The organism is Sphingobacterium ginsenosidimutans, from assembly GCF_039536865.1.
In the GTDB taxonomy this organism is placed as follows: domain Bacteria; phylum Bacteroidota; class Bacteroidia; order Sphingobacteriales; family Sphingobacteriaceae; genus Sphingobacterium; species Sphingobacterium detergens.
The window spans coordinates 31623-44474 of sequence record NZ_BAAAZK010000010.1 but is presented as its reverse complement, the minus strand read 5'-3'; the positions used below and the strand labels follow the sequence as shown (position 1 = coordinate 44474).

At 38.7% G+C, this 12852-nt stretch carries 8 protein-coding genes; 5 read left to right on the top strand and 3 right to left on the bottom strand.

Annotated elements, in window-relative coordinates; all coding sequences use genetic code 11:
* Entirely contained in the window at positions 1 to 705 is a 705-nt protein-coding gene (locus ABFX33_RS25180) for a hypothetical protein (protein WP_257095161.1), read from the bottom strand.
* Between the two features lie 479 nt (positions 706 to 1184).
* Here ABFX33_RS25180 and ABFX33_RS25175 point away from each other — a divergent pair, with 479 nt between their 5' ends.
* Together ABFX33_RS25175 and ABFX33_RS25170 are read left to right on the top strand one after the other, a co-directional pair.
* Positions 1185 to 2684 carry a fimbrillin family protein gene (locus ABFX33_RS25175; protein ID WP_346089008.1) on the top strand — a complete coding sequence of 500 codons (1500 nt, stop codon included), beginning with the start codon at positions 1185 to 1187 and terminating at the stop codon, positions 2682 to 2684.
* Positions 2685 to 2922: 238 nt separating this feature from the next.
* Positions 2923 to 3567 (top strand): HAD family hydrolase, encoded by a 645-nt coding sequence (locus tag ABFX33_RS25170; RefSeq protein ID WP_346089006.1) that lies wholly within the window; start codon positions 2923 to 2925, stop codon positions 3565 to 3567.
* Positions 3568 to 3637: 70 nt separating this feature from the next.
* Here ABFX33_RS25170 and ABFX33_RS25165 read toward each other — a convergent pair whose 3' ends face one another.
* Complete coding sequence (locus ABFX33_RS25165; RefSeq protein WP_346089004.1) at positions 3638 to 5143, bottom strand: alpha-L-fucosidase; 1506 nt, start codon at positions 5141 to 5143, stop codon at positions 3638 to 3640.
* Between the two features lie 86 nt (positions 5144 to 5229).
* Entirely contained in the window at positions 5230 to 6828 is a 1599-nt protein-coding gene (locus ABFX33_RS25160; protein WP_346089002.1) for a beta-N-acetylhexosaminidase, read from the bottom strand.
* A 424-nt stretch (positions 6829 to 7252) separates the two neighbouring features.
* On the opposite strand from ABFX33_RS25160, the gene ABFX33_RS25155 reads away from it, so the two are divergent.
* The 3 genes from ABFX33_RS25155 (at position 7253) to ABFX33_RS25145 (ending at position 12794) form a co-directional block, all read left to right on the top strand.
* Positions 7253 to 9487, top strand: coding sequence for a glycoside hydrolase family 2 protein (locus ABFX33_RS25155; RefSeq protein ID WP_346089000.1), 2235 nt, complete (start codon positions 7253 to 7255; stop codon positions 9485 to 9487).
* Between the two features lie 270 nt (positions 9488 to 9757).
* Positions 9758 to 10036: a DUF4342 domain-containing protein gene (locus ABFX33_RS25150; RefSeq protein ID WP_120261908.1), complete on the top strand. Its 279-nt coding sequence runs from the start codon at positions 9758 to 9760 to the stop codon at positions 10034 to 10036.
* 418 nt (positions 10037 to 10454) lie between these two features.
* Positions 10455 to 12794, top strand: a complete 2340-nt coding sequence (locus tag ABFX33_RS25145) for a hypothetical protein (protein ID WP_346088998.1) — start codon at positions 10455 to 10457, stop codon at positions 12792 to 12794.
* Positions 12795 to 12852 lie beyond the last annotated feature (58 nt).

Genomic DNA, 12852 nt, shown 5'->3' with positions numbered 1-12852 from the left:
TTATTTTGTTAGTGTGATTTTATTTGCCAGAGTAGACTTACCATAAACCAAGTCCGTAAACGGTAATTTTAGTAGTACCCCCTTCTTATTGCCCGCAACTTTCGCTTTGCTATTATCCTGAGCCACTATCGCTTTCTCAAAACGCACAATCTGTGTATAAAAAGCATCCGCAAACTGATTTGTGTTATCGCTTCCCAACTGATTGAATTTAGCCTTCCAGTTGCTAGAGGCTACAAATTTACGTTCAAAAACGTTGGTCTGAGCGTTATAATAGTATCTATTTGAATTTGATATCTTTGTCTTAAACCGATTAGCCAATATATCCGAAAAAGCATTTAACGACTCGATCTGACTAAAGTCACAGGATATATTTACAATAAAATTTGTGAAATCCGTTTGATACTGAACATTGGAGATACCCTTTGTCTGCTTGAGTAGCTGAACTGCCGCCTTAATCTCTTTTTCCATCTCGGCCTGTGTTGGTATCTGTATCCCTTTTATGCTTTTCATCTTCATCAAAGAAGATACCTTTGTCTTACTTTTACTCAGGTTCAATGTTGCCACAATATGTCCCGAACCATTGGGTTTAAGGTCAATCTGTTCAACAAAGTCAAAACAACTGGACAAGGTAAAAGTCATCAACAATGCACATATAACCACATAAAACCTATTCAACAGTTCTTTTAATTTAAAAACTCTCTTCATTTCTTTTCAGTACCGATTAATAAATTATCAAATCAATATATGTTCGGGCATTAACAGCAAACATTGTGCTATTTTCGTCACTTTAGGAAAATTTTAAAAAAAAGTGTAATATCTCGCTCGTCTGGAACGAAAACCTTCCCTTTCTTACGCCCTTATTTTTTACCCTATCCAATAACGTATTTAGCACCTATCGCTATTTAAAAATAGTTGTCTTCCTTAAAAATTATTCAATACCCATAATAAATATATCTAAAAATCAAACAGATGCATTATCAAAGCATTTAGCTTGCACAAAAAGGCAGCTGTATGCCCGGATAATTCAACTTTTCTTAGGTACTTTTGCTCCTCTTTGCGAACAAACACTAACGATCAATATGCTTTACAAGTCCAGGTCTATTCCACAGCATGCAATGTGGCGAATAGTTTATTTTATGATTACGTTGCTTACCCTTAATTCATGTACAAAAAATGAGTCCAGAATGGAGCAAGCTGCATTACAATTTACACCTACGATTGTTGGCCAAATTAATACCAAAGCTACTGGGAGCTCTTGGGACAAAGGCGACCAAATTGGCGTTTATATGATCAAATCAGGCCAGCGATTAACATCAACCTCAATTATGAATGCTGTCAACAATCATGTATTTACGATTAATGGTTCATTATTTCAAAGCAAATCACCTATCTTTTTACCAAATGAACAGGTAGATTTCATTGCATATTATCCTTATAAATCCATTACTGATTTTCAATATCCCATCGATCTGAGTGATCAATCAAACCAGTCAGCATTGGATTTCATGTATGCCAGCAATGCAAAAAACATCAACAAAACCAATAATACCGTCCCACTCAATTTTGTAAGACAATTGAGCAAAATTGCGATTCATCTTTCTATTACCAATACGGCAGGTTTAGAAACCAATCAGATTGCTGTCAGTATACCTTCGGTACACACACAAGGGGGATTTGATCTCTCAACTGGAAAACTAAATGTTAATCTTACTGAAAAGAAAGATATACAAGGAAAAGTTTCGGTGAATACCAACCAAACCGCTATCGTGGAATTCATCCTCCTTCCCGGAGAGGATATTGCCGGAAAGGCTATTAAATTTATAGCACATAATGGCGATAGTTATACATGGACAACACCACAACATCAAAATCTGAAAAACCTAATTGCTGGAAATCGTTACAGTTTTGATATCAAAATTGACAATGGTAAACTAAATGGCGGGATCGGCGATTCACAAGCCTATCTGGAAATCCCCAAAATGAGCAATTTGAACAATGATGAAGTGTTCATACAGCACTTTCTTCCTGATGCAAACACGCAAAGAAATTATGCAATGTTGTATGATAAGAAGCTAAAAATGGCTTACTGGGTAGCTTATCCATTATATAATAGCATTTTAGGCTCTGGTAATCGTACAGATGCCTGGGGATATGATCCTTCTATATCCACCGCCTTCCAACCAAATCTATTTAAAGGTTTTCAACCAACGGGCTATGACAGAGGTCATCAGCTACCTAGCGCTGACCGCAACCTAAACATCACGCACAATAAAACAACATTTTATTTTACCAATATGACGGCACAGGCATCCCGCCTCAATCAAGGTCTTTGGGCAAACCTGGAAACTAAGGTACGGACCTGGACTGCACAATGTGATACCATGTATGTGGTAACGGGAGCAATGCCGACGACAGACAGCAATAATCTGCTTGACTTTGCACAGGACAATGACAGAAAAGATATCGCAAAACCAAAATACTATTTCAAAGCGTTAGCCATGAAGAAAGGAAGCGAATATTACACAATAGCCTATAAGATCGACAATGTTACTCCACCTGCCAAAAGTACTTTTGACAATTATAAACTAACAGTGAGTGAATTGGAAAAAGTAACAGGATTTACATTTTTTCCCGATTTAGACAATACGAAAAAAGAAAGCATCAACGCCAGTATCTGGAAATAATCCATGGTTGGCTTAATCGAATTATTTTATTCCGATTAAGACAGTAGCTTAAAGTTTTATAAGCCTTAAAATACCAAGATCTCCACCATAAAAAGGCAATGCACGATGAATTGTGCATTGTCTTTTTATTTAACGGTAAAGCCACGGTACGTCAAAAAACTTGACATTCCTGTAAAAACACCATTTTATCCCTAAAATTCACAATCAATCCATCATAGTTTTTTATTAGTTTTAACCCATGAAACTTATCATATTCGATCTGGATGGAACATTGTTGGATACATTGCAAGATCTTGGAGACAGTTGCAACGCAATCCTTCAGCGATTTGGTTATCCTATACATCAGTTACCGGCCTACAAGAAATTTGTAGGTAATGGTGTACAGAAACTAATCGAACGGGCCCTTCCCGAACATGCACGAACCCCAGAAATAATAACAACACTGCTAACGGCATTTAAGACCTACTACGAAGAGCAGACAATATCCCATACACGACCTTATGCTGGAATTGTCTCCTTATTACAGACGCTTAAATCTTCGGGATATCTCATCTCTGTAGCATCCAATAAATATCATGAGGCGGTTATCCCGTTAATGAAAAAATATTTTCCAATGATCTCTTTTGATCTGATCCTTGGTCACCGCACAGGACATCCGGCCAAACCCGATCCAGAAATTGTCTGGGATACGCTCCAGACATTAGGAATAGCAAAAGAAAACTGCTATTATGTTGGTGATTCCTCTATTGATATGGACACAGCCAATAACGCGGGGGTGACAGCTATTGGTGTGACCTGGGGTTTTCGTGATGAAAACGAATTGAGGCAACACGCTGCACAGCATATTATTCACGTTCCACAGGAACTACTGAACATTGTATAAAAGAAAAAGCTGAACTTTATTCCATCAATGGTTTGGGTTCAGCTTTTTTAAATTAAAATATTGTAGTTAGCTACATTTTAGCATCCATCAGCTTTTCACCTTGCGACTTTGGTTTTCCCAATTTCATTTTGACGACAAAGGCTTTATTTGTTATAAACGAATTAGGAAGCAGAATATCGTAATATGTATTTTTATCCAAGTCTAGACCAATATCCGTATGGCGTAATTCTAAAGATTGTCCATTTTGGAGTATAGTGGCAGTAACCGGAACTTCAGTGGCACCCTTAGGAACAGCGATACGCACAATATTGTTGACTGGACGATTAAAGACCGTAAGGTAAAGATTATCTTCTTTTTTTGTAAAGTAACCCAATTTGGATGGCGCAAGACCAGCATGTCTGACACCATATACCGCTTCACCATTTACCTTGATCCAGTCGCCAATCTCCTTGGCGAGCTTATCCTCCCCAGGATGCATATGACCATTCCCGTCAGGGCCAAAGTTCAGCACTAAATTGCCATTCATGGAAACACAATTCATCAACATATCGATGAGATCATCTGAGGTCTTGGTATAAATCCCAGACCAGTCTTTCATATAGCCCCAACCATTCGGGGGAATCGTCATGACACAATCCCAGTCACGTCCTTCCAACCATTCAAACTCCTTCGGCATTTTTCGTTCCCAACCTTGTTCATAGTCACCTAGCATATCACCATTGGAGTCGAAATGCCGCTTTCCAAATTCGTCATTTCTAAATCTGCTTCCAATAATCAATCCCGGGTGTTTTTCACGTAACTCTTTCTCTAATTTATACGTAAAATCATACGCTTGGATCCAGGATTGATCCCAGGTACCATCAAACCAAAAACCTTTTATTTGCGGGTAGTTCTCTAGAAGTTCTAGTAACTGATTACGCGTGTACTCTAAAAACTTATCGAATTTAGCCTTTTCTTCGGGAGTAGAGGGAGCTTTCCCCATATAGTTTGAATTATTCCATTCAAGAATTGAAAAATACAAAAATACATCTATTCCTTCCGCTGTATAAGCATCTACGACCTGCTTGACGATATCTTTTTTATAAGGGCTCTTCTTCACGGTATAGTCTGTATACTTAGAAGGCCACAGGGCAAATCCATCATGATGCTTTGTGGTAAAAATTAGATACTTTGCCCCCATTTCTTTTGCCTGTTTAGCCCAGCTTTTTGCGTCAAAACCTGTAGGATTGAATTTTTTGTAGAGGTTATCATAAATATTCTTCCAGTCTTTCGGTGCTGTTGGCCCACTCCAGGTACGTATCCATTCGGATGCCGCTGCTCCTTTTCGTGCACTGACCCCTTCCCATTCGTTACCAGGAATTGCATACAAGCCCCAATGGATAAATTGTCCTAATCCATAGTTTCGGAACCGTTCCATCGCTTCATCCGTCCGATGTGCAGGCGTCAAAGGCCCATATTTCACGTCTACTTTGTTTTCTACTTTCTTGCGAGGACCTGTCCATTGTGCCGAAGTAGTTTTTACTCCCAGCAATATGCTGCCGAGCATCAATGCTGTGATTAATTTATTATATTTCATCTTATCCTTATTTCTTTAAAAATGATTACTCCCAACGACAAATAAATCCGTATTTATTGACCAGATATATGTTGCCCATCCGATTATCACTTTGGATTATCTATATATTGTTTTTGTGATTTTTTAATAACTGCAGGCTCTGGATTACTATCCGTAAATGGATCAAAGTAATAAAGCCCCTGATCGCGGTATAAGGGTAAATGCTTTTTTAATTTTTTTGCAAATTCATCAAAATTTCGACCTGTTCCTGGCGCCCATGCCGCCTCCGCCAATGCCGCTATTCTCGGAAACACAAGGTAATCCAAACGACTGACATTCGTCACTGTTTCAGTCCAAAGATTAGCCTGAATGCCCAAGACCTGTTTTTTTCTTTTTCCCAAACTATCCAATTGACTTCCAGCAAAATCAAACACATCCTGTAAAGGATTGAAACCCTTTCCCCATTTACGGCCATACTTATGATTCTCCTGTTGTACAAAGTCAAAATACATTGGCAACCTAGGCGTTAGTATAACTTGATAGCCTTTATCCAAAATCTTGTTTAGCTGTTCTGGTTTATCATGACGCCACCACATCATGACCGTCTGATCTTTGGCCAACTTGGCATCCACCATTTCATCCCAAACAATAATCCTTCCGTTTATCCCAGCCACAGAATCAGCCATACGACGGATAAAATACGCTTCCACTTCTTTGTTGGACTTTAAGCCTACTGTCTTTTTCAATTCCTGAACTTTGATATCATTATCCCAGGCATCGCTACCGAAAGCGACCTCATCTCCTCCTAAATGAATATAGACAGAAGGAAACAGTGTTTTCACTTCACGCAAAACATCAGTCAAAAATGTATATGTTGTATTTTTAGCAGGATGAAAAGTAAAATCGGGATGTTTTTCGTTCCCCCCACCAGAGAGAAAAGGATAAGCCCGATTTGCGGCTGTAGCATGTCCCGGCATATCAATTTCAGGAATGACCTCAATATTTCGCTCAGCAGCATAGGTGATGATCTCACTGATATCAGCTTGACTATAATACTGTACGGGCGCATAAGGATCGAGATAATTGCCTATCCCCCCAACTTGGGCTAACCAAGGGTATTTTTGTATACTTAAGCGCCAAGCCGGTTCGTCTGTCAAATGCCAATGGAATTTATTCAACTTGTAAAATGCCATCCAATCCAGTAAAGATTTCACTTTCTCCTTACCAAAAAAATGGCGCGATTCATCTAGCATAAAACCTCGCCAACCAAATTGCGGTTTGTCCTCAATATTCAATACAGGTAATAAGAATGCATTGCCTTTTCTTTCAGCACCAGTAATCACCTGCTCCAAACTAGCAAGTGCATTGACAATACCCGATCTATCAGAAGCATATATTGCAATACCTTTGCGATCAATATTTAAACGATATGCTTCATGCTGTAATTTGCTATCAAGCTTCACGATCATTTTTGCATCCTTTTCCATGGAGGTGTAAGTTGAAATTCCAAAACGGCCCAACATCAGCTTCCGAAGATAGTGCAAAGACGATTCAAACACAGCATCTCCAGTGACTCCAAAATTACCCTCCAGCTTCAACTCTCCCTGCCCCATTTTACATGCTAAAGGCTGCGGAATAATCGCGATTTGAGCTGTCACATTTTGAATGAGCAAGTAGGTTATAATAAATACTAATTTACGTTTCATATGATAATTAAGACTTTACCTTGGTTAGAAGGTGTTAAAATTAATTATTAAAGCATCATCCTGCTACATTTTTATAAAATCCTTATCTGCGATTCTGAGTTTGCTGTATCCCTATACTGAAACCAAATAGTTACGGTCTTTAATCGATTCTAATTGTAGCTCTGCGTAATACAATGGTAAAGAAATTATTAAGTTATTACTGAAAGTCAAATCCAGTCAATCGTTTGCGCAACTCTCGAAAACGTTATAGTGTATTTTATACAAACAAAACAATAGGGAAACATATTTAAACAGGGGAATAATAAAGATTTAAAAAATTAATATTATTACAAAATCTTTCATCAACCAAAACCCGCACAATTAGCGATTGTCTTTTTGTTGGTTATATTTGAAAACGAAACAAATACCCTAAGTTAAAAACCATATGATTAAAAGGATTTTTTATACGCTCTTCTTTATTGGGATAACTATTCTGAATCTACAAGCCAGAACTGTCATTCCGTTCAATGCAAACTGGTCGTTTAAAAAAGGTCCGTTTTCCACCTCAGCATTGGACTACAACCAGATATTTGATGGAAAGTGGCAATTGGTTACCCTACCACACACCTGGAATGCAACAGACATGCAGACTGCAGAGATCAAACCGGGAAGTCTTGGAAAAAACGAACGTTTTTATACCGGCGATGCTTATTACCGCAAAACGTTTGTCCCAGGATCAGATTGGAAAGGTAAGCGTATTTTCATTCGATTTGAGGGGGTGAATACCAATACCGAAGTTTACTTAAATAATAAACCCCTTTCTGCCAAAGCAGGAAAAAATGATATTACCTACGATAACTCGCAACGAAATGGCAACTACAGTTTTGTTGGCCGACATCAGGGCGGCTATTCTGCTTTTGTCTTTGAATTAAGCGATATGCTTCAATTGGGAGTGGAAAACGAGCTGTTGGTCAAGGTTAATAATGAAGCCAGTCCACAGGTTATTCCGGTAAACCACACCTTATTCCCGATGTACGGCGGCATTTATCGTCCTGTTGAACTTATAGTCACTGATGACATTCATGTTGCTGTGAATGACTTTGCTTCCCAAGGTGTCTATATCACGCAACAAAATGTTTCAAAAAAGACTGCGGATATAGCATTAAAAATAAAAATTGACAACAAAGCCGGAAAAATACAACCGATCGAATTGCTAACAACCATTTTTGAAAGAGATGGAACCATAAAAGCAAAACAACAAACGGCATATACATTGCCACCACAGGGCCGTCAAGCCTTATCACAACAAATTGTGGTCAAAAACCCACATTTATGGCAAGGACTGGACGATCCCTACCTCTACAAGGTTGTGACACAGATCAAAAAAGATGGTCAGGTCATTGACGAGGTAACGACACCTTTAGGGATACGCAAATTCGAACTACGTACTGGCCAAGGTTTCTTTTTGAATGACATCAAGTATCCCTTATATGGTGTATGTCGACATCAGGATCGTTGGGGCAAAGGCTCAGCCTTGAGCAACGCCGACCACGACGAAGATCTGTCCATTATCAAAGAAATGGGAGCCACTTCCATCCGTCTAGCACACTATCAACAGTCATCATATTTTTATTCCAAATGCGATAGTATCGGGCTTGTGATCTGGGCCGAAATCCCATTTGTGAATCGCGTGACAACATTTGAAGACAATAACGCCCAACAGCAGTTGAAAGAATTAATTCGACAAAATTTCAATCACCCTTCCATCTATATCTGGGGCATGCATAACGAAGTTTACTCCCCATCCGCCTACACCGTAGAACTCACGACCAAACTAAATGATCTCGCTAAATCCGAAGACCCGGATCGTTACACCGTCTCCGTCAGCGGATACAATGTAATTGATCATCCGGTTAACAACAACGCCGATGTGCAAGGGATCAACCACTATTTCGGTTGGTATAATGGTGAACTGGAAAACAAATCTGATAAAGATGACGATGTAGCCACATGGGCGCAACGGATAAGTAAAGAGTTCAAAGACTACAAGATTATCTTTTCTGAATACGGTGCCGAAGCAGTTCCTGAGGATCAGGCGGAAGAGGTAGGCAATTTCGGCAACCAATGGAGCAATCCCTCTTTTTTCCCAGAAGAATATGCGACAAAATTCCATGAAGTCCATTGGGGCGTAATCTCCAAAAGCCCTATTTTCCTAGGGTCATACGTGTGGAATACTTTTGATTTCGCCACACCGATTACCGCACTAAACGTTAATCCGAGAAATTATAAAGGATTGGTTTCTTTTGATAGAAAATTGAAAAAAGATGGCTTCTACTGGTATAAAGCAAATTGGAGCAAAGAACCGGTATTGTATGTCACCCAACGTCGTATGATCAATCGTGGAAATGAAATTACCCCGGTAACCATTTATTCCAATAGAGGTGAACCAACCTTAACTGTTAACGGAACTGTTATCAAAGGCGTTAGAAAAGGGCAAACAGATGTGCATTACATTTTTGATAACGTCAAACTTACGAAGGGGGCGAACACGATCGAAGCTAAGATCATACAAAAAGACGGAAAGATATTGACAGATAGTATTCATTGGAATTACGATCCATCTTATAAGCAAAATGCATCAGGACCAACCAAATCAAAAACTGAACACGTAGGTCTCTAATACCAAAATTAAATAGAATGAAAAAGCCGCACTAGTCCCTGCATTAGTGTGGCTTTTTTATGTAAAAGTGATTACGGACTTACCCTATCATTCTGGATCCACATCTAACCGGCTTTTAAGAAAAAAATTACCAGATGGTCATTAACCGACATAAGCCAACCGTTTACCGAGATTCACTCCTGATTAGCCTAATGACTCTCCCCCTTTCAGCAAATCTCCCCTACCTTTGAGATATCAAATAAGAAATAAAAACATTAAAAAATAAACATCATGGCAACTAAAACAACATTCAGCATCAACAGCAAAACAATCACAAAAGCTTTTCAAGACCTTTTTGATTCATTTAAAAGCTCACGCTTAAAAGTTTCTTCCAAAAATGGACAGGAATACCTCAACATATCATTACTACTGGCGGTGATCATTGGAATTATCTTTCCGGTAGCTTTTGTAGTCCTTATTATCCTTACTTTGATTTGCAGCCTGCAGTTGGCCATCTTACAAGAGGATAAACAGGAGGAAGAAAAACAAAAAATGATCGAGCTAAAATAAACGCTGTCCTTGACAACCTAACATAAACGGTATGCCCATCGATGGGCATACCGTTCTATTTTTATCACTATCTTACTTAAAGATCGGAAAATACATTATTCCAACCTTGGATTAAATTATCTGCCACAGTCCCTATTTTGTCTGAGTCTTGATTTTTTTGATATACGCGATGACGATAGCCTAGAGTCATTCTTTACAATATATTTAACATTTTTTCTCAGTTTCACGTCACACATCCTGTTGTTAAGTCGTCACACATTTTCGCTGCCCCATTTTTCACCAAAAACAATGCAATCGATTGATTTATATTTATTTTTTAATAGAAAATTAATTTCCGTACCTTAAACGGAACAATACTTTTTAGTATTGTAAATGCTATAAAATAACCCTAAGCGAAAACCATTTATAAATTATGATCATGAGATACATTATCTTGTTCCTTCTATTCATACAAATAAACTTCAGCCACGCACAAAGCAACAGTATTTACCTGCATACAGACAGAGATTACTATTTTCCTGGCGATACGGTATGGTTTAAAGGTTACATTTTGGAAGAAGGTCTTCTTTCGAAAAATGTATTTAACCTCTACCTCAAATGGGCAGATGGACAGGGTAAAGAATTCCAGCAGGCCGTAGCAATGGTTTCGCAAGGTATTACAGCAAGTCATTTTGTTATTCCACCAACTTATCAGGGAGACGAGTTATTTATCAATGCCTATACAAATGATCCGAATTGTCCACAAGGCCGCCCATACTTTAAGAAAATCGGCATACTGCAACTGGGAAAACCTATTTCAGACCAACGATCTGATGTTCCTAAAAAAGAAAAGCACTACAATCTATTTCTTTATCCTGAAGGAGGTTTATTATTAAGTGACATTTCGAATCAGCTTACAATCAAATGTACGGACAACAATGGAATCCCGTCCATGGCCAAAGGTAGCCTGACAGATGATCAGGGTAAGTTTTTAGGTGATTTCCAGACTGACGGGGCAGGACTTGCCATGATTTATTTTACCCCGAATTTAGCTACTAACTATTTCATCGAATGGACCGCTGTGGATGGAAACATTCGAAAAAACAGCTTACCAGCGCCGAAATTAGGCAGTAAAGCTAGCCTGATAAGGGAGAATGATCAAACCGTCATCCAATTACAGACCAATATCGATTCACAATCTATAGGTATTGAAGCCAGCTTGCAACAACGTTTTCTTTTCAAAGAACAAGTGCACCTGATTAAGGGGAAAAAAATTAATATTCCGCTTCAGAATAACAGTTTGGAATATGGACTTTTACAAGTTAAAGTCAACGATACTTCAGGTCAATTACTTTCTTTGCGAGCGGCCATCATTGGACAAGAACAAATCCTGCTCAAGCCAGAGGTTTCTTTACAACGGGGTGAAGGTGAAAAATCTGGGAATAGGCTCCAATTACAGCTTCCATTAAAAGAGTCTGCAAAATTATCAATTTCAGTCACGGATATTGATGTTCCAATAGATAGCAACGAAAGTATATTGACTGATCTATACCTTAAACCATTAGCCTCAGACAATTTAATCGCACCTCAAGTTTACTGGAACAAAAGCAAGAATAGAGACGGTTATATTCAGAGTGTGAACTGGCTCCGAGAAATCTGCTATAGCGATAAGCAATTCTATAAAGATACATTACTTGTTTTAAAAGGCCAGATAATAATGCCAAAAGACAGATGGACTAAGTTTTATGAAAGCTACCGAAACCTATTGAAGAAAGAGGAAAAATCCAAGGGCGTTGACCGAGGAGCTTCTTTCGGTTATCAGGATTTTGGCTCATCACGCATGAAATACCAAGAAATTGGTTTTGATTCTCTGGGCAGATTTAGTATTCCCAACTTGATCATTTTTGATTCCGTAGAAACCAAATTTAGCCAAATCTATCGTCGGTTAAAATTTGAGCCGTTTTCTGTCCATTATACTTTTGCAAATCCGCAGCAGTTCCGACGTCCGGTTTATATCGCTGACAGCCTACCACAAAGAGATTATAAAACGACAGATTTAATCCAACTTGAAAGCTTTGCCCCAAATTTCACTGTTGACGCAAAGGGACAGCGCAGGCTGGCAACTGTTGTCGTCCACAGAAGTCGATTGCAAAGAGAGCAAGAGCGCGTCCAAAAAAGATTTTATATGGCAGATGTTCCGACCAACATAAAGCCCGATGCAATAATATATCCGGCACTTGACAGCAATGTGATTAAACGGTCCTATGATATTAGCGATTATATACGGAAACAACTCAAAAGTTATAACCCGCAAAGAAACGCCAAAATCTATATCAATGGAATAGAGCAGAGCTTTACTAATTTTGAATCCAATATTGGTGATAGTGGGCTCTTTGAAGACGCTGCTAACTTTCCCATGGTAAAATACTATGCGAGTTTACCGCAGGCAAATAATCAGCCAGCGATTCTTCTGTTTCAGTCCTCAGCAGATGAAGTCGACCGTGAGATTGGCAAGGCAGTGGATGAGCAGACCCTTATGGGGTATATGCCGATTACACAATATACCAATGTGACCTACGAAACTACTGCACAGAAGTTTAATAGTCCCAAGGATTATCGACCAACGTTATATTGGAATGCCTTTGCCACGATCGAAGCCGGAAATACATCAGGACTTTTTACCTTTTTTAATAATAGTCGAGCAAAGGGATTTTGTATAACTATCCAAGGTATCACGGAATCTGGTAAGGTTGTTTATTATAGAGAGGTATTTAAATAAGCCTGTGTTGAATTATTCCTAAAAGAGATTAAATTCAACACGGGCTTACTTGTGGAAA

What these genes read in the sequence shown, in the direction of transcription:
- ABFX33_RS25180 (WP_257095161.1), bottom strand. Translation starts at nt 705, where the DNA reads ATGAAGAGAGTTTTTAAATTAAAAGAACTGTTGAATAGGTTTTATGTG.
- ABFX33_RS25175 (WP_346089008.1), top strand. Translation starts at nt 1,185, where the DNA reads ATGGAGCAAGCTGCATTACAATTTACACCTACGATTGTTGGCCAAATT.
- ABFX33_RS25170 (WP_346089006.1), top strand. Translation starts at nt 2,923, where the DNA reads ATGAAACTTATCATATTCGATCTGGATGGAACATTGTTGGATACATTG.
- ABFX33_RS25165 (WP_346089004.1), bottom strand. Translation starts at nt 5,143, where the DNA reads ATGAAATATAATAAATTAATCACAGCATTGATGCTCGGCAGCATATTG.
- ABFX33_RS25160 (WP_346089002.1), bottom strand. Translation starts at nt 6,828, where the DNA reads ATGAAACGTAAATTAGTATTTATTATAACCTACTTGCTCATTCAAAAT.
- ABFX33_RS25155 (WP_346089000.1), top strand. Translation starts at nt 7,253, where the DNA reads ATGATTAAAAGGATTTTTTATACGCTCTTCTTTATTGGGATAACTATT.
- ABFX33_RS25150 (WP_120261908.1), top strand. Translation starts at nt 9,758, where the DNA reads ATGGCAACTAAAACAACATTCAGCATCAACAGCAAAACAATCACAAAA.
- ABFX33_RS25145 (WP_346088998.1), top strand. Translation starts at nt 10,455, where the DNA reads ATGAGATACATTATCTTGTTCCTTCTATTCATACAAATAAACTTCAGC.